We start from the raw sequence: 17004 nt of genomic DNA, 5'->3' as shown, positions 1-17004 counted from the left end.
TGGGCAGGCTCCTATTCGACGGGTTTTGCTCGCAGCACATAAGCGCCTCCAAGGTGCCGCAGGGGCCGACATCTTAATGGCATTCCCGCGCAGCGACGGTGCTCACCTGGCCTCGACGATGGTGTCGTCTCGGGCGTAGACGGAACAGTTCCGATACTGCTCCTGGCACCACGACATCGCGCGGAACTCGGCGTTCTGCCCCCACGCGTAGCGGAACACGTCGCCGTCGGCCGCGACGAACACCTTCGGCCAGGGCTTCTGCAAATACTCTGCAAATCCGGCCTGGGATTTGGGCCCAAGTTCACCGCGTTTGCGCGGCTGCGGCGCAGCGGCAGCCGCCGCCGTGGCAGAAGCCGTGTTCACCGACACCGCCGACGCTGCAGCAGCGCGCTCGGCCAGCGCCTTCTGCGCACGGGCCGGCACATCGTTGATCCACTCGGCCGGCGCGGCAAAGTTCAGGTTCTGCCCGTAGACCGCGGACACCATGCGCGACGTGATACCGACCAACCGCGCATTGCTGTCGAACAGGCCTCCGCCGCTGGAGCCTTGCGAGATCGCCGCCGACGTCTGGATCGCGGTCAACACACCGTTGTCGTCATGCCGCAGCGACGAGATCAACCCCTCGCTGATCGTCAGGTCAAACCCGAGCGGATTGCCGATCGCGTAGACCTTCTGCCCCGTCACCAGCATGCTGCTTGGGACGATGCTGACAGCGGGATAGTGGAAATCGGCAACGCGCAGCTGGCAGAGGTCGCGCTGCACATCGGGATACAGCAGCCGGGCGCCAAAGCTGGCGTTGCCGCGCTTGAGCGTGACCTGCTTGCCGCCGCGCAGCACGTGGCAGTTGGTCACGGCCAGTCCGTCGCCGATCACAACGGCGCTGCCCAGAGCCGTGGGCTGCCCGTCGGCGTTGGACACGCGCACCTCCCAGATGCTGGGCGCGACCTTGGCGAACACTTCGGCCGGCTCCAGCGCGGCCGCCGGCAACGCGGCCAGTACCGCGGCAGCGGCCGCGAACGTGCGGATCATGAAAGCAGGGCGACAGATCATTGCGGTGTCAGCAAATCGGAAAGGTCGCTCAGCGTGGTGGAGCCGTCTTCGGAGCGCGTCTTGTCACGCATGAAGGCCACGTCTGCATCGGTCAGGTCGGGGCAGCTGCCGGTGCCCCAAGACGGGTTGATGCGGTAGGCGCGATACCGGGCGTTGATGGCGTGCCACGACCGGCCGTCGTCGGACTCCGCCACGCCGGCGCGGCACTCGTGCGCGTTGGTCGGGTAGCTGGCCGTCATCTTGTACCGCTTGCCTGGCTGGGGCACGAACGTCACCGACACACCGCAGCGGTAGATGAGCGTGCCCGAGGTACGGATGAAGCTTGCGCCCAGCGCGGTCGGCACACCGGCCAACACGCGGATCGGCCGGGTGGCGTCAGCAGGCTTGAGCGCCGTGCGCGGGTTGCCGCAGTGCTTTGCGTCGTCAAACGTGAGGATGGTGGCGGTGGTGCTGGCCAGCGGGCGGACGAAATCCACCGTGGCGGTGTTGGCGCCGGCAGGCGGCTCCGTGTAAGGCGCTGCGCAGCCGGTCAGCCACAGCGCGCCCCCGATTCCGATGGCCGCAGCGATCGTTCGGCTCGTCATACCCTTTCCCCCGGGATTCTTGTGTTTGGTGTGTTTGTGCGTTTGCGCACAAGTGTAACCAAAGGTGGCGCGAGGGGAGCGCCGGCGCGACGTGCGGGCGTTGCACGCGCGCGTCGTCTTGGGGAGTCCGCTCAGGCCAGCGCCGCGTCGATGCGCGCCTGCGTGCTGCGGCGCGCGCGCTCGAACACCGCCATGTCGCCCATCAGAAACGCCACGTTGGCGTTGGAGCGAAACGATTCGATCTCGAAGACGAGCTGATCGACGTCGACATCGGCGCGCAATTCTCCGGCGGCCTGTGCCGCGGTAATCGTCTCGCGAAACCGCGCGCGCACCGATTCGCGATGCCCGCGCACGCGGTCCTGGATCGCGCCCGGCCGGGCGCGGTATTCGTAGCTGGCCGCACAGACAAAGCAGCCGCCCGGCGATGCCCCGCTGGCGACGTAGTCGAACCAGCCGTCCGTCAGCGCACGCAGGCGGGCAAGCGGGCTTTCCAGCGCCAGCGCGGGCTCCACCACCTTCGCGCGGTAATGCACCACGCCCGCGTCGAGCGTGGCGAGCTGCAGCGTTTCCTTGTCGCCGAAGAGCACCTGGATATTGCCCTTGCCCACGCCGGCATCCGTGGCCACGCGGCCGATGGTGAGGCCCTCCAGCCCGTCGGTGGAAGCGATGGCGGTGGCGTGCTCGAGCACCTGGGCGCGCGCACGTTCGCCACGCTGGCGCCGGCCGTCGGTTTCGTTCATGGCAATGCCCTATCGATGAGTGGGGTCAACACAATCGGCCCTTGACGTGGGCCCATCGCTCTCTAGTATACGTACGACCGTATATTAATAACCGAGATCCCCCATGTCAACGGAATCCCTTTCTGCCGGCGGCGTTGCCGCGCGCGCCAAACGGCACTGGCCGGCGCTGGCAGCGCTGCTGACCGGCAACTTCGTCACCATTCTCGACCTGTTCATCGTCAATGTGGCGATTCCGGACATCCGCGCAGGCCTGCCCGCCAGTTTTGCGGAAATCCAGCTCGTGATGGTCGGCTACAGCGCGGCGTACGCGGTGTTCCTGCTCAACGGCGCCCGCCTGGGCGACCTGTTCGGGCGCAAGCGCATGTTTCTGGCGGGCATGGCGCTGTTCACGCTCGCCTCTGCGCTGTGCGGGCTGGCAACCACGCCCTGGATGCTGATTGCCATGCGCGTCGGCCAAGGCCTGGGCGCGGCCATCCTGATGCCGCAGGTGATGGCTTCGCTGCGCGTGCTGTTTGACGGCGATGCGCGGCGCCGCGCGTTCGGCACCATGGGCGCTGTGCAGGGCGTGGCGGCGTCGGTCTCGCAGATCATCGGCGGCTGGCTGATCGCGCATCCGCTGGCGGCCGACGTGTCGGGCTGGCGCGCGGTGTTCCTGGTGAACGTGCCGATCGGCATTGCCGCGCTGCTGGCGGCGCGGGCGTTCGTGGCCGAATCCCGTGCGCCGGTGGCTGCGCGGCTGGACGTGCACGGGGCCGTGGCCGGCGCGGTGGCGCTGGCAATGCTGCTGGTGCCGATCATGCAAGGCCGCGAATCCGGCTGGCCATGGTGGTCGTGGGTGGTGCCGCTGGCCTCGTTGCTGGTGTTCCGCCACTTTGTGCGGGTGGAGCAGGCGCTCTCGGCGGCGGGCCGCGTCCCGATCATCGAAATGGCGCTGTTCCGCAACCGCAGCTTTGTGCTGGGCGTGCTCGCGATCTTCCTGTTCTACACGGCCATCAGCTCGTACTTCCTTGCGCTGACGATCCTGCTGCAGTTCGGGCGCGGCCTGTCGGCGTTGGCCGCGGGGCTGGTGTTCACGCCGGCCGCCATGGCGTTCTTTACCGGCTCGCTGACGGCGCCCCGCCTGGCTGAACGCATCGGGCAGCGCGCGTTGCTGCTCGGCGTGGCCATCTTCGCCGTGGGCATGGTCGTGCTGGCCACCATGGCGCAGCTTGGCGCGGGCACGTTCTGGCTGATCCTGCCGCTGATGCTCAACGGCTTTGGGCAAGGCATGGTGATTCCGCTGTCGCTCAACACCATCCTGAGCGGCGTGGAAACCGCCCAGGCCGGCATGGGCGCCGGTACGGTCACGACCATGCAGGCCGTCGGCAACGCGGTGGGCGTGACGGTGGTGGGCGTGCTGCTGTTCTCGCTGCTCGGTCAGGTCGATGGGGCGGCTGGCGCAGTGGCGGCGGACGCGGCCGCCCACGCGGCGCACTACGGCCACGCGTTTGCGCTGGCCACGCTCTACAACGTGGGGGCGACGGTGCTGTCGCTCGTGCTGTTCTGGCGCGCGTGGCGCCGTCACGCCTGAGCCTCGCTTACTTGCGCACCCAGCCGCGCCGCACGCAGGGCGCCAGCAGCACGCCATGCACGGCCAGCCCGAACCGGTGCAGCGGCTCCGACAGCGTATGCGCCACGCGCCCGCTGCACAGCCAGGCGCTCAGGGCCGACACGGCCGCCGCGCCCAGCATGTCGAACGGGTAGTGCACGCCCAGGTAGATGCGCGCCCACGCCATCGGCACGCCGAGCAGCGCCAGCAACACACCCACGGGCCGCAGGCGTGCGTTCCACATCAGGCTGAACGCCACCGTCCACAGCGCGGTCAGGTGGTCGCTGGGGAACGACGAATCCGGTGCGTGCGGCAGCAGATTGGTGCCCAGGCCGATCGCAAACGGTCTGGGGTGATACCACGCCAGCCCGAACGCAACGTTGATCGACAGCGCCAGCGCGGCCGCCACGCCGGTCTGCAAGGCCTGGCGTCGCGTGGTGGGCTCGCCCCACAGCCAGCCGGCCACGAGCGTGAGCGGCACCAGCCAGATCGCGTATTCGGCAAAGGCCATCGCCAGCCAGACGGTGGCGGCCGAAGCGTCGGCCGGCGCGTTGATCCAGAGAAACAGCGTGTGATTGAGTGATTCCATACAGCAGCGGCCGAGGGGCCCGGTGATCCGACAACGGTGAGACGCCCGCCCACACTACGGAAGATTCCCTTCAATTTCCTTGGAACGAGGCTGTGGATAAGCCTAGGCCGGGCGACTTAGGACAGCCGTAGCAATGTCCCCTTCCCCCGATCCTTGCCTAGGCTTTCCGCACCACGTGCCGCTGCCTATGATGAAAGGCGCACGGCACGCGAGCAGGCCGATACGCACAATCTCGAACCCCGGGGGGTGGATGGACAGCTTTCTCATTCAGCGGGCCACACGCCGGCAGGCGACGTTTGCCGGTGCGATCGCGCTGCTGATCCTGCTGACGCTGGCCGTGGCCGCGCCACGTGCGGGCCTGCAATGGCCGGCGATCAGCCCCTTCATGCCGATGTGCGCCTTGACGGTCTTCACCACCGCCAGCATCGCCGCGTTTCTGCTGGGCGCGCAGTTCACCGTCACGCGGCAGCCCATGCTCGGTGCGCTGGGTGGTGCCTATGCCTTTACCGCCCTGGCGGTCGCGCTGCAGTTGCTGACGTTCCCCGGCGTGTTCTCGCCCACCGGCCTGTTTGGCGCCCACCCGACCAGCGCAGGCTGGATGTGGGTGTTCTGGCACGGGGGCTTTCCGTTGTTCGTGATCGTGGCGGTGCTCATGCGCGATCGGTTCTCGAGCGATGCCATTGCCTCCGGCCACGTGAGCCTGTGGGCGTGGCTGCTGATCGGCGGGCCGGTGGTGGTGGGTGTGCTGCTGTGCAGCTTTGCCGTGCTGACCAACCTCCCGCCACCGCTGCATGCCGACAATCGCGACAACCCCATCGCCGTCGTCCTGTGGGCCATCAACGCCATTGCCGTGCTCACTGTGGTGGCCAGCGGCCGGCTGCGTGCGGTGCTCGACGTGTGGCTGGCCATTGCGGCGCTGGCCTGCCTGACCGACACCACGCTCAACCTGCTGAGCACCGACCGCTTTACCGTGGGCTGGTACGTGGCGCGCCTGTTCAGCATGTTCGCGCCCGGGGTGCTGGTGTGCGTGCTGGTGTGGGAAGTGACCGCGCTGTACCGGCGGTTGTTCGAGGCGCATGTCTCACTGCGGCAGGCGTCCGTGCGCGATGCGCTGACGGGCCTGTACAACCGCGCCTACTTCAACGAGCAGATCGTCAGCCAGCTCGGCGCCGCCCAACGCAGCGGACAGCCGCTGTCGCTGGTGATGGTCGATGTCGACCACTTCAAGCGCTACAACGACGCCTTCGGCCACCTCAAGGGCGATGCCTGCCTCGCCGCCGTGGCACATGCACTGGCCGGTGTGGTGCGCCGCCCCGCAGATTTCATCGCCCGCTACGGCGGTGAGGAATTCGTCGTCGTCCTGCCGGAAACCGATGCAAACGACGCCATGGCGCTCGCGGAACGCGCGCGTGAAGCCGTGCTGCGCCTTCGCATCGAGGCAACTGCGCCGTCGCGCTACGTGACCGTCAGCGCCGGCTGCGCCACGTCCGTGCCGGGCAGCGGCGCCCTCTCCATCGATACGCTGGTCGAGACCGCCGATGCCGCGCTGTACCGCGCCAAAGCGGCAGGCCGCAATCTGGTGATGACCGCACAGCCTGCCCCCGGTGCGTTCACGTAGCAGACGTCACGCACATCGAACGATCGGGCACGTGGGCGTTCGCGCGGCCCGTCTGTGCTGTCTTCTTTATTTCTTCTGTATATAAAAATAGTAGTAGTAGATAACGGTGGATCGTTTCTGTGGATAGCTGCGGAAAACGCTTTCGCGTCAACGGTTTGCGAACTGCACAACCGTTCGGACAGCGTGTGCCGTTGCGTGGATGACTCGTGCAGAGCGCGCCCGACCCTCTCGGCAACCTCCCAAGTTATTCCCGTGCTGTGGACAACCTGACCCCGGACAGCCAACACAGTTGTCCCTGAAGTTCTTCACGTGCTTATCCACATATCCACATGTCCACATGTCCACAGTGACAATCGCGCCAGGCAATCCTTCTCGACCGCATCGGACGCGCGCCTACGAACCGCCGCTCTCCAGCGTGTAGCCGCGAATCGCTTCCTGCCAGCCAGCAATTCGGCGCGCTGCTGGAGCAGGGCTCAGGGCTGGCGCATCCGTCGGCACAGGATGGTGTTGGCTCCGCCTTTGCGTGGCCACGGACGCCGACATGCGTCGGACTAATCCGTCATCAGATGGCGCATCAACAGCGTCGGGTCGGCAATCTCGAGAATCAGACGGCGCAACACGCGTTTGCGCATGTGTTCATCGTCGAGCACCCACGGAGCGCTGACCTCGCTGAGATGCCGCGCGATCGCATCGCGGTGGTCGGCACCTTCCGGCAGGCCCAGGCGTGCAGCCAGCAAGCCGGCAACGACGTCATCGATCTCAACGTCCAGGTGCTTCGCGTCAATGGTGAGTGGTAGCTTCATCGTGGCGATCGAACCTGAAAAAGCCGGCACCGCAACGCGCGCGTGCGGCGCCGAAATGCAGTTGCACTGGCCGGCGAACCGGCCAGTCGATGGCAGCACAACTGCGTGGTTCAGTAGTCCAGCTCGGGGGCCGGCATTTGCGCGGGCTTGTCTTCCTTCGGTGCGTCCGCGATGGTCGCATCCGTGGTCAGGATCAGCCCGGCGACCGACGCAGCATTCTGCAGCGCCGTACGCGTGACCTTGGTCGGGTCGACGACGCCCGCTTCCACGAGGTCGCCGTACTCGCCGGTGGCCGCGTTGTAGCCGTAGTTGCCCTTGCCTTCGGCAACCTTCGCGATCACGACGGAAGGCTCTTCACCGGCGTTGGCGACGATGGCGCGCAGCGGGGCCTCCAGCGCGTGCTGCACGATCCGGATGCCGGCATCCTGATCGCTGTTCGCGCCCTTGAGGTTCAGCACCGCAGAACGCGCGCGCAGCAAGGCCACGCCGCCGCCCGGCACGATGCCCTCTTCGACGGCTGCACGGGTGGCGTGCAGCGCATCGTCGACACGGTCCTTCTTCTCTTTCATCTCGACTTCGGTCGCCGCGCCGACCTTGATGACGGCAACGCCGCCGGCAAGCTTCGCCACGCGCTCCTGCAGCTTCTCGCGGTCGTAGTCGCTCGTGGCTTCGTCGATCTGCACGCGGATCGACTTGACGCGCGCGTCGATGCTGGCCTGGTCGCCGGCACCGTCGATGATGATGGTGTCGTCCTTGCGAACCTCCACACGCTTGGCCCGGCCGAGGTCCTCCAACGTGGCCTTCTGGAGCTGCTTGCCGGTTTCTTCAGAGATAACGGTTGCGCCGGTGAGCACGGCAATGTCTTCGAGCATGGCCTTGCGGCGGTCACCAAACCCGGGCGCCTTGACGGCGGCGACCTTCAGGATGCCGCGCATCGCATTGACGACGAGGGTGGCCAGCGCTTCGCTCTCCACATCCTCCGCCACGATCAGCAGCGGCTTGCCGGCCTTCGATGCGGCTTCCAGGATCGGCAGGAGGTCGCGGATATTCGAGATCTTCTTGTCGTGCAGCAGGATCAGCGCGTCGTCCAGATAGGCCGCCTGCTTTTCCGGGTCGTTGATGAAATACGGGCTGACGTAGCCGCGGTCGAACTGCATCCCTTCAACCACGTCCAGCTCGTTGTCGAGCGACTTGCCATCCTCGACGGTAATGACGCCTTCCTTGCCGACCTTCTCCATGGCCTCGGCGATGATCTTGCCGATGGCCTCGTCCGAGTTGGCCGAAATGGCGCCCACCTGGGCGATCTCGCGGTTGGTCGAAATCGGCTTCGACAGATTGCGAAGCTCATCCAGCACGGCGGCCACGGCCTTGTCGATACCGCGCTTGAGGTCCATCGGGTTCATGCCGGCGGCCACATGCTTCATGCCTTCCTGCACGATGGCCTGGGCCAGCACGGTGGCCGTGGTGGTGCCGTCACCGGCAATGTCCGCAGTCTTGGACGCGACCTGCTTGACCATCTGCGCGCCCATGTTTTCGAAGCGGTCCTTCAGCTCGATTTCCTTGGCGACAGACACGCCGTCCTTGGTGATGGTCGGGGCGCCAAAGCTGCGCTCGATGACCACGTTGCGGCCCTTGGGCCCGAGCGTCACCTTCACGGCATCGGCAAGAACATTCACGCCCTTGACGATACGGACGCGCGCGCTGTCGTGGAACTTGACGTCTTTTGCACTCATGTTTGTTGCTCCGGATAAGTCGTTGACTCAACACGTCGCGAACAACCGGCCTCTTTCGGTGTCCGGCGATATCCGGCGGTATCCGGTGGTGTCCGCGAGCGGCTCGAGGCTTCAGGCGGCCTTGGCAACCGCCTCGGCGTGGGTTTCGATGACGCCCATGACGTCTTCTTCGCGCATGACGAGCAGTTCCTCGCCATCGACCTTGACGGTCTGTCCGGCGTACTTGCCGAACAGCACCTGGTCACCGACTTTCAATTGGAGTTCGCGCTGCGTGCCGTCCTGAAGCAGGCGGCCCGTGCCGACCGCGATGACTTCACCCTGCTCGGGTTTTTCTGCGGCGGAATCAGGAATCACAATGCCCGAGGCCGTCGTCCGTTGCTGTTCGATTCGCTTGACGATAACCCGGTCGTAGAGGGGACGAATCTTCATTTCCATCTCCTGAGCGATAGATCACCAAAAAAGGGAATCCGACTTGCGCGCCGTTCAAGCAGGGCGCCCGGCAGGGCAGGCAAGCCGTGCCAAAGACTTGGCGGAATGCAAAATAGAAGCGCCCCGCCGCGAGTTCAAGAGGCGGAAAAACAGCGAGTGTGTAACAAAATGTTTCAGGGCAAAAGGATGCGCCGGACGGCTCCCAGGCGGTAGACCGTACGGCTGCGCGCCGGCCGCTGGCGCGCTGTCGGCGGTATCGGCAGCACAGGGCACGGCGGCTGCCGCCCGCCATCGGGGCCGAGCGTGTCGTCGGGCTCATCCAGCTGCCGCCACACGCCGCCCTTGACCGGCCGGAACAGCCAGCGCAGATAGCCTGCATTGGCGGCAAGCTGCATCAGCTCGGCGCGATCGGGCGCGCCGTCGATGAGTGCCTCGTCCGCCGAAGCGCCTTCGTAATCGCCGAATGCCTGACGGCATGCGAGCGCCTCACCCGCGGATGCACCCACCACGTTGCAACCGCGCCGCTCCACGCGCTCCAGGTCCCATGCGCCGAGCTGCCAGGCGGCATCGAGCAGCGCCTCGTCAACGGCTTCGACGCAATGCCAGGCGTGCGTCAATTGAATGGCCGAGCCCGGCACGGAGCGCGGCGGAATGTCGATTCCCGGTAACACGAGCGGACTGGCGCGGCGGAATCCGTGCCAATGCAGGATCGCCACGAGCGGCGTATTCGGTCGGCGGGCCGCCGTGACGGTGACCGCGACCAACGGCAGGCGCACCGCATCCATCTGTTCGTGCACTGCGTTGAAAAGGTCCATGAAACCTCCGAATGACGTATCGAATGGCCTCTTGAAATTTCCGCTTGCCTCCCTATTTTAGGTGTCGTCAAGCAGTCGCGGTTCTCGCGCTGCGTGTTTCGATTTGTTTGTCAGTGGCCCGCCACGGACGGATGAACTGGAGCGCGTAGTTCGGTTCAGTCTCCGAGCGGGCCCCACCAGGAGCCAGCCATGAGCGATCTGTTTTTTGGCACCGATCTGCTGGGCGAGTTCGACCGCCTGCACCGGCAGATGGCCAGTCTCTTTGCGGGCGTGCCCGCCAGCCTGCGCGCAACGCGCATCGGCACCTTTCCTCCCGTCAACATTGGCAGCACCGACGACTCGGTCGAGATCGTCGCCTTCGCGCCCGGGCTCGACCCCGCGCAGATCGACGTGTCGATCGACAAGGGGCTGCTGACGATCAGCGGCGAACGCAAGCGCCCGGATTTCGAGATGACCGACGACACGCGCGTGTATGCCGACGAGCGTTTCACCGGCGCGTTCCGGCGCGTGATCGAGCTGCCACAGGACGTGGACCCGGACAAGGTCAATGCACGGTACGTCAACGGCTGCCTGACGATCAGCGTCGGCAAGTCGGAGGCATCGAAGCCGCGTCAGATCACCGTGCAAGGCTGAGCCACCGCTTGCACAAGCATGAAGGAGCACATCATGAACGACACCACACAATTGGCGACCCAAGCGCAGCCGGGCCATGCCACGGTCGCAAAGCAGCCGGCGGAGCAACCCGCCGCACGCCAGACGCATCTGGCACCGCCTGTCGACATCTTTGAAAACCGCCAGGGCATCACCCTGTTTGCCGACCTGCCGGGCGTGCCGCGCGAGAAGCTCGATGTGCGCGTGCAGGACGGCACGCTCACGGTCGATGCAGAACTGATGGTGCCCACGCCGTCGGGTCTGCGTCTGCAGCATGGCGAAGTTCGGCACCCGCATTTCTCGCGCACGTTTGTGCTGAGCCCCGACTTTGACGCTTCGCGCATCGATGCGCAGTTGCGCGACGGGGTTCTCAAACTGACCATCCCGCGCCGCGACGAGGCCAAGCCGCGGCGTATCGAAGTCCACGCGGGCTGAGCGCATCACCGGCCGCTGTTTTGCCTTGCAAGCGGGCGCGCTCCTTGCGCGCCTGCATTTGGCACCGTGCCCCCTGGTTACGGTTGTTTGTTACTAGGAGACAAAGATGCTGAGTGCACACGAATTTGCCACGCTGATGTTGGTGAGTCAGTCGCCCGAGCAGGTCGACATGAACCGCGCCGAGTTGGATGCGTTGCTCGAGCGGCAGTTGGTCATGCTCGAACGCTCTGCCGAGGGACACCGCCACCGTGCGCGGCTCACCGATACCGGACGCTCCGTGCTGCGAGCGTTGAACCGCGTTGACCGCCATGAACGCGCGACACCGGGACCGGCTTGCCACGAGGCCGACTAGCCCGCGCTTTTGCGGGCGCACCTCCCGAATCTCCCCACCAAAGGCAACACATTCCGCCCGCAGGCGCGTTCGTTGCGTTGCCGTTCGCTCCACCTACTCAGGAGCGAACATGACTACCTCTGCCCAGGAGCACCTGCTCGACTGGCTGCGCGACGCCCACGCGATGGAACAGCAAGCCGAGCAGATGCTGCGCGCACAATCCGGCCGCCTCGAACACTATCCACAGCTCAAGGCGCGAATCGACCAGCATATTGAAGAGACGCAGGAGCAGCAGCGCCTTGTCGATTCCTGTATCCGCCGCCTCGGCGGAAGTACCTCTGTCATCAAGGACCTCACGGCCCGCATCGCGGCATTCGGGCAGGGGCTGAGCGGCATGGCGGTGTCGGACGAAGTCGTCAAAGGCTCCATGGCGGGCTACGTCTTCGAGCACATGGAGATTGCCGCCTACACCAGCCTGCGCGCGGCCGCCGAGCATTGCGGCGACGTCGAAACCGTCCGCGTATGCGACGCCATCCTGCCGCAGGAGCAGGCCATGGCGGCCTGGCTTGCCGAACACCTTGGAGGCGTCACGGTGACGTTCCTGACGCGCGCCGAAACGCCCGGCGTGGAAGCCAAGCGCTGATCCTCTTTTCGCCTGCCACCAATCCGGAGATACCGATGACTCGCAAGACCATTGAAGACCTGTTCATCCACTCGCTGTCGGACATCTACAGCGCAGAGAAGCAGCTGGCCAAGGCGCTGGGCAAGCTCGCCCGCACCGCCGAGAACGAAGAACTTTCAGAGGCGTTCAAGAGCCACCTGGAAGAAACGCAAGGCCAGATCGAGCGGATCGACCAGATCGTCGAGACCTGCGCCATCAAGCTCAAGCGCATGAAGTGCGCTGCCATGGAAGGCTTGATCGAAGAGGCCAACGAGCTGATCGAAGAGATACCGAAGGGGCCGGTTCTGGATGCCGGGCTGATCGGTGCGGCGCAGAAGGTCGAGCACTACGAGATCGCCTCATACGGCACGTTGGCCGCGCTTGCCAAGGAGGTCGGCTTTCATGAGGCGGTGCCGCTGATCGTCAGCACGCTGGACGAGGAGAAGGCCACCGATGCGAAGCTGACGCGTTTGGCGGAAAGCTCTGCCAATCGCGAGGCGAGCGCGGCTTCGTAAAAGCAACGGCGGGCGGCCAATCGGTCGCCCCTGTTTTGTCCGCGCACCTCCGCGCACCGCATTCTCCAGAACGTTCGCCTTCCGCCTGGACCAACCGCCACCCGCGGTGCCTGAAGCAAAGCACATGGATTGGGTAGCGGAGCCGGTCCCTGCCCTACGCCTGCCACACCGCATACCCTTCCTCGCGCAACCCGATCGCCAGTTCCACTTCCATCTCGCGTGCCGCCTCGTAAGGCATCGGGTTGAAGCATTCGTACAGCTCAGGCATCAGACGCAAGCCGTACTCGCGCACAAACCGGTTCGACTTCAACCCGGCCTTATGTTTGTCAAAACGCACGTCGGGCGACTGCCCTGTCATGCCGACATAAACGCACGGCTTGTCACCGAGGTAATCGGGATTCGCTTTTTTGAAGCGCCCTTCGCTCAGTACTTGCCGCGACAGTTCGACAACGTAGACGTGGTGGTGATGGCGTGGCATTGAGACGACGTGTAGGAATTGCGCTTGGCTGTGCATCGCCTTCATTCTGGACCTGCAATGCGAGGAGATCTATCGCAATGCGGCTCCGAGCCGGGCGGACCTCCAGCGCGCAGCGCGTCGGCACCCACTACCACGTGTACGGGAAGCGCAGGGTAAAGACGTAGTTGGGCGCGTCCGGTGTCAGACCCATGGCCAGCGTGGCGCTGATCGACAAGTTCTTGGTCAGCACATGGCTGATCCCGAATGTCATCGTGCCTACGTTGGTTTTGCTGCCGACCACCGATTGTTCGGCGCCTCCGTCTGGGGTGATGCGCGTGTTGCCGGAAAACGCCGTGCTGTATGCCATCGTCAGCGCCGTGCGGTCGTTCAGCGCCAGTGCCAGGCCGCCGCCCAACGTGATGGTGTCGCCCAGCTTGACCTTGCCCGGCTGCACCACGCCTTCGGTCGAGGAGATGTCAGCAAACGAGCGCGGCACGTAATACGTGTAGCTGGCATTGGCAAACAACACCACGGGGTCATACGTCTTGAGGAACGACATGCCCAGCGTGCCGCTCCATACACCGTTGCCGGTCGGTAGCTGCTGATCGATGATCAGGTTGTTGTTATTGCTGTCGGCATGGATCAGCTTGATGCCGAATGGGGAACGCCCGGTGGGCGCGCGCACGCGGAAACTGCCGACAATGTCGGGCCAGTCCGCAGACTCTTTGACGAGTTGATAGTAGATGCCGGCACTCACATCGCCCAGGCCCGCGGAAGTCTTGTCTGCCTCGCTCACGGTGCTTGATGCCCCGCCTGCGCCGCCGCTGAAGAACGTGCTGGAGCGATACACCGCCGGCACAGTGAAATCCGCACTCAACCGACCGCTGAAGCCATAGCGGCCCGTGACGTCGAAGGTCGTGACATTGGCCTTGGTCTGGACCAGGTTGATCTGCCCGAGGAAGATCGCATCCAGCGCCAGAAAGCCCGACAGCGCGAGGTTGCGGCGGTCGTAGTAGCTGTAGCTGATGCCGGTATCGAGCGTGAAACGTCGCTCAAACAGCGGCGCGTGCTCGGATTGAAAGACAAGGTCCTTGCTCTGGATGCGAGGCTTGTCGTTGGGGTCGGGGCGGGCGGCGGTGGTGCTTTCCGACGCCGGCGCCGTGCTGCCGGACTGAGCGACCAGCGCCGACGACGGCGACTGTGTTGCCGTGGCTGAGGCCGCTGCGGGCGCCTGCGCTTGTGCGTTGCCGCCACCCACGCCTCGCCCACGGACGCGTACCAGCTCGAGATCGCCGACGCGCTCTTCCAATGCATCAATGATCTTCTGCTGCCGCTCGATGATGCGCTGCAGGCGCGCCAGCCGCCCTTCGAACGAGTTTTCGGCAGGCTGTGCCGATTGCGCTTCGGCCGCTGCAGGAAGCAACGACCAACATGCCACTGCCCACGCCACTGCCGTGCGTCGGTGTCCCATGTTTCCCCCCCGGAAAGCAAGGCGGAGGCTGAAGAGCCTCCATTTCGGCACAGCGGCTGAATTGCCGTGCGCCGCCTCTCACTGCCTGCCTGTGTGTTCTTTTATTGCGTCGTTATAGGAAATTCTGCATCGCCACGTCTAGCGGCGTAAACCCGCCACCGCCTGCAATGCCTGCGCCACGCCGATCTGGGCCAGCTGCTGACGCGACATCGTCTGCATCTGCAGTTGGATCGACAACTGGTTGGCAATCAACTGCGCGTTGCCCGCCATTTGCGCCACCTGCATCACGCTCCCCGCCGCCCCGGCCAGATTGGGCGTCACCGACTGCGAGACGACGCCCATCGGGCTGGTGATGGCAACCTGCACGCCGCCCGCGCCCGCCTGGGCCTGAGCGGTAAATCCGTTCTGCGCCGCCGTGGCCAACGCGCTGCCCGAAGGCAGTGTAGGCAATGGAGCGGCCTGCATCGAGATCGATGTGGTGTTACTGGCCAGATTGTTGTTACCAGCCACCTGTGTCACCTGGCCGACACCGTTGACCTGTACACCGGCCCCGCCGGAGGCTGTCGCCCCGGGGGTGGCGCCCGCCAGGGCACCCATGCCCATCTGCACCGATGCCTGTGTGCTCACCGCAACACTGGCGGCGCCGGTGCGCAGGTTGGTGGCAAGCATCCGTGCTTCGGCCGATGCCTGCCCCGCTTCGTTGCGCCATTGCGAAGCCATTTCGATCATGAATCCGCTGACGATGCTGGCGCCCAGGTATTTGCCCCGCTGCCGGGCCAGCTCGCCATCGTCGGCCAGTTCAACTGCGGTGCCGGAATGAAACAACACGGCACTGTCGTGCGCTTCGGACGGCGCGGAAGGCTCAGGCAGCGGCCCGGCGCCGGCCCCCGCGCACCAGCCGGCACATGCCAGCGGCAGCATCCATGCAAGTGTCTTGGTTTTCATCAGAACAGGTCCCACCGGGCAGGTCCAAATTCCATCTGGATCGGCAGCGCGCCTCCCGAGAACGCGGCGTTCTCACGCGCGCGCAGGGTCGGAGCATTGGTCTGCAGCAATCCGGAATCGGCCTGGACCGACACGTCGCCGACGATTGCAAAGACGAGGCCGTTCCAGGCAGGCGCAAATTCCCACTCCTGCATGATGCGATTGCCCAGTGCGGGGTCGGCGATAAACACCCGCCCTTGGGCCGCGCGCTTGACGACCACGAAGTGTTGGTACCCGTTCAAGCTCAACAAGACGATCACCGGGATCGCCAGATCACGCAAAGCCGCCATGTCGACGCGGTAACCGCGGCCCCGAAAGCCGAGCGTCTGCACATAGTTGCGCATATCGAGCATGGAGAACCCTTGCTCGGCGACCTGCTTCGGGTCGCTCACCTTCATCATGTCGGCAATGACGCGGCGCTCATCGATGTCCATGCCATAGCCGTATCGCAGCAACGTGCCAACGGCCGCCGCCCCGCAACTGAAATCCTGCTGCTGCCGCATCACACTGCGATAGCGCAATTCCGCCAGGCTCTTGACCGGCTTGTTCAGCGGCATCTCGCTGTCGGCGCGCAAGGCGATCGCCCCTTCCTGGGCGCTTGCCTGCGGTGCCCACAAGCCGCCAGCGCAGAAGAGACACAACACCACCCTGCCCATCGATTGCCGGTTCAGTCGCATAACTCCCCCCCAGGGGAACAGACACACCCGGCCGCCCGAGCAGCGGCCGAGTGTGCGGACGCCTGCCTTAGTTGGCGGCCTTGGCCGTGGCGATTGCCAGACCGTTGTGCTGCAGGTTGCCCGCGCCAGCGGCGATGTTGACGCCGATATTGCCCATGGCGTTCATCAGCGCGCTGCCGTTCAGCGATGCAACATTGGTCGGATCGCAACCATTCAGGCGCAGCGAGTTGTTGTCAGCCGACTGCTTGTTGTAGTCGGTGGCTTTGGCGATACGGCCCGAGCTGTTGGTCGATGCAGCCATACCGTTTTCTTGCAGCTCGCCCGCGCCCGCAGCGATGTTGACGCCGATGGTGCCCTTCGCGCCGTTCAGAGCGCTACCGCCCAGCGATGCCTTGTTGACAGCATTGCCGATGGACAGCGACTCGCCCGGGTCCGCCTGGTTGTTGAACACCTGGGCCGAAGCGAAGACCTTGCCGGCATCGACTGCCGCCAGCGCAACGTCGTTGGACTGCACATTGCCGGCGCCGGACGTAACGTTCACCCCGACCGCGCCCTGCGCACCCTTGAGCGCGTCTGCATCCACCGTCGCCGTATTGCTGCCACGCCGCAGATCGACCGAGTTGTTGTTGCTGGATTGCGTGGAATCGACAACCGCCGACGATTCCGAGCTGAACGGCACGAACCCGAGCGCCAGGCCGTAGCCCTGCACGTGGATGTCGTTGCTGATCTGGGTCACGTTGCTGATGACGGCCCCGGAGGAGCGCGGCCCTTCGTCTCGGCCCTGGGCGTGGGCTGCACCTGCGGCCAGCAGGGCGAGTACAGCAATGGCAGTCAGTTTGGCTTTCATGGTGATCTCCCTTCCTTCTGTTGCTG

Annotated in this window: 20 protein-coding genes; 7 read left to right on the top strand and 13 right to left on the bottom strand. The window is 65.2% G+C overall.

Annotation, left to right across the window (positions count from 1 at the left end; all coding sequences use genetic code 11):
* Nucleotides 1–102: 102 nt before the first annotated feature.
* From R2676_RS22085 to R2676_RS22075, 3 genes are all read right to left on the bottom strand, one after another.
* The gene (locus R2676_RS22085) at nucleotides 103–1029 is read right to left on the bottom strand and encodes a S1C family serine protease (protein WP_206272569.1); all 927 of its coding nucleotides are present in this window, start codon (nucleotides 1027–1029) and stop codon (nucleotides 103–105) included.
* Nucleotides 1030–1046: 17 nt separating this feature from the next.
* The gene (locus R2676_RS22080) at nucleotides 1047–1634 is read right to left on the bottom strand and encodes a hypothetical protein (protein WP_206272570.1); all 588 of its coding nucleotides are present in this window, start codon (nucleotides 1632–1634) and stop codon (nucleotides 1047–1049) included.
* 131 nt (nucleotides 1635–1765) lie between these two features.
* The gene (locus R2676_RS22075) at nucleotides 1766–2374 is read right to left on the bottom strand and encodes a TetR/AcrR family transcriptional regulator (protein WP_027680474.1); all 609 of its coding nucleotides are present in this window, start codon (nucleotides 2372–2374) and stop codon (nucleotides 1766–1768) included.
* Between the two features lie 103 nt (nucleotides 2375–2477).
* Between R2676_RS22075 and R2676_RS22070 the strand changes: the two genes are divergently transcribed.
* The gene (locus R2676_RS22070; protein ID WP_206272571.1) at nucleotides 2478–3944 is read left to right on the top strand and encodes an MFS transporter; all 1467 of its coding nucleotides are present in this window, start codon (nucleotides 2478–2480) and stop codon (nucleotides 3942–3944) included.
* A gap of 7 nt (nucleotides 3945–3951) precedes the next feature.
* Here R2676_RS22070 and R2676_RS22065 read toward each other — a convergent pair whose 3' ends face one another.
* Entirely contained in the window at nucleotides 3952–4551 is a 600-nt protein-coding gene (locus R2676_RS22065) for an undecaprenyl-diphosphatase (RefSeq protein ID WP_206272572.1), read from the bottom strand.
* 250 nt (nucleotides 4552–4801) lie between these two features.
* Here R2676_RS22065 and R2676_RS22060 point away from each other — a divergent pair, with 250 nt between their 5' ends.
* Complete coding sequence (locus R2676_RS22060; protein ID WP_206272573.1) at nucleotides 4802–6169, top strand: sensor domain-containing diguanylate cyclase; 1368 nt, start codon at nucleotides 4802–4804, stop codon at nucleotides 6167–6169.
* 551 nt (nucleotides 6170–6720) lie between these two features.
* On the opposite strand, the gene R2676_RS22055 is transcribed toward R2676_RS22060, so the two are convergent.
* The 4 genes from R2676_RS22055 to R2676_RS22040 form a co-directional block, all read right to left on the bottom strand.
* Nucleotides 6721–6972, bottom strand: coding sequence for a hypothetical protein (locus tag R2676_RS22055; RefSeq protein WP_206272574.1), 252 nt, complete (start codon nucleotides 6970–6972; stop codon nucleotides 6721–6723).
* A 110-nt stretch (nucleotides 6973–7082) separates the two neighbouring features.
* Entirely contained in the window at nucleotides 7083–8705 is a 1623-nt protein-coding gene (groL, locus tag R2676_RS22050; RefSeq protein WP_206272575.1) for a chaperonin GroEL, read from the bottom strand.
* Between the two features lie 111 nt (nucleotides 8706–8816).
* Nucleotides 8817–9134 carry a co-chaperone GroES gene (locus tag R2676_RS22045; RefSeq protein ID WP_004628765.1) on the bottom strand — a complete coding sequence of 106 codons (318 nt, stop codon included), beginning with the start codon at nucleotides 9132–9134 and terminating at the stop codon, nucleotides 8817–8819.
* 173 nt (nucleotides 9135–9307) lie between these two features.
* Nucleotides 9308–9949: a diguanylate cyclase gene (locus R2676_RS22040; protein ID WP_206272576.1), complete on the bottom strand. Its 642-nt coding sequence runs from the start codon at nucleotides 9947–9949 to the stop codon at nucleotides 9308–9310.
* Nucleotides 9950–10138: 189 nt separating this feature from the next.
* Here R2676_RS22040 and R2676_RS22035 point away from each other — a divergent pair, with 189 nt between their 5' ends.
* The 5 genes from R2676_RS22035 to R2676_RS22015 all read left to right on the top strand — a co-directional run bounded on the left by R2676_RS22035 (nucleotide 10139) and on the right by R2676_RS22015 (nucleotide 12542).
* Complete coding sequence (locus R2676_RS22035; RefSeq protein ID WP_206272577.1) at nucleotides 10139–10582, top strand: Hsp20/alpha crystallin family protein; 444 nt, start codon at nucleotides 10139–10141, stop codon at nucleotides 10580–10582.
* Between the two features lie 33 nt (nucleotides 10583–10615).
* Nucleotides 10616–11035, top strand: coding sequence for an Hsp20/alpha crystallin family protein (locus tag R2676_RS22030; protein WP_027680483.1), 420 nt, complete (start codon nucleotides 10616–10618; stop codon nucleotides 11033–11035).
* A 106-nt stretch (nucleotides 11036–11141) separates the two neighbouring features.
* Nucleotides 11142–11387 (top strand): hypothetical protein, encoded by a 246-nt coding sequence (locus tag R2676_RS22025; RefSeq protein WP_206272578.1) that lies wholly within the window; start codon nucleotides 11142–11144, stop codon nucleotides 11385–11387.
* Between the two features lie 109 nt (nucleotides 11388–11496).
* Complete coding sequence (locus R2676_RS22020; RefSeq protein ID WP_316857542.1) at nucleotides 11497–12009, top strand: ferritin-like domain-containing protein; 513 nt, start codon at nucleotides 11497–11499, stop codon at nucleotides 12007–12009.
* 35 nt (nucleotides 12010–12044) lie between these two features.
* Nucleotides 12045–12542, top strand: coding sequence for a YciE/YciF ferroxidase family protein (locus R2676_RS22015; RefSeq protein WP_027680486.1), 498 nt, complete (start codon nucleotides 12045–12047; stop codon nucleotides 12540–12542).
* Nucleotides 12543–12696: 154 nt separating this feature from the next.
* On the opposite strand, the gene R2676_RS22010 is transcribed toward R2676_RS22015, so the two are convergent.
* From R2676_RS22010 to R2676_RS21990, 5 genes are all read right to left on the bottom strand, one after another.
* Complete coding sequence (locus R2676_RS22010; protein ID WP_316857540.1) at nucleotides 12697–13065, bottom strand: hypothetical protein; 369 nt, start codon at nucleotides 13063–13065, stop codon at nucleotides 12697–12699.
* Between the two features lie 82 nt (nucleotides 13066–13147).
* Nucleotides 13148–14470 carry a transporter gene (locus R2676_RS22005; RefSeq protein WP_206272580.1) on the bottom strand — a complete coding sequence of 441 codons (1323 nt, stop codon included), beginning with the start codon at nucleotides 14468–14470 and terminating at the stop codon, nucleotides 13148–13150.
* 138 nt (nucleotides 14471–14608) lie between these two features.
* Complete coding sequence (locus R2676_RS22000; RefSeq protein WP_206272581.1) at nucleotides 14609–15415, bottom strand: hypothetical protein; 807 nt, start codon at nucleotides 15413–15415, stop codon at nucleotides 14609–14611.
* Nucleotides 15415–16131: a C39 family peptidase gene (locus tag R2676_RS21995; RefSeq protein ID WP_206272582.1), complete on the bottom strand. Its 717-nt coding sequence runs from the start codon at nucleotides 16129–16131 to the stop codon at nucleotides 15415–15417. The genes R2676_RS22000 and R2676_RS21995 overlap by 1 nt, the downstream gene beginning before the upstream one ends.
* 67 nt (nucleotides 16132–16198) lie before the next feature.
* The gene (locus R2676_RS21990) at nucleotides 16199–16978 is read right to left on the bottom strand and encodes a cell surface protein (protein WP_206272583.1); all 780 of its coding nucleotides are present in this window, start codon (nucleotides 16976–16978) and stop codon (nucleotides 16199–16201) included.
* Nucleotides 16979–17004 lie beyond the last annotated feature (26 nt).

The organism is Ralstonia flatus, from assembly GCF_958439105.1.
Classification (GTDB): domain Bacteria; phylum Pseudomonadota; class Gammaproteobacteria; order Burkholderiales; family Burkholderiaceae; genus Ralstonia; species Ralstonia flatus.
This window is presented reverse-complemented; position numbering and strand designations above follow the sequence as displayed.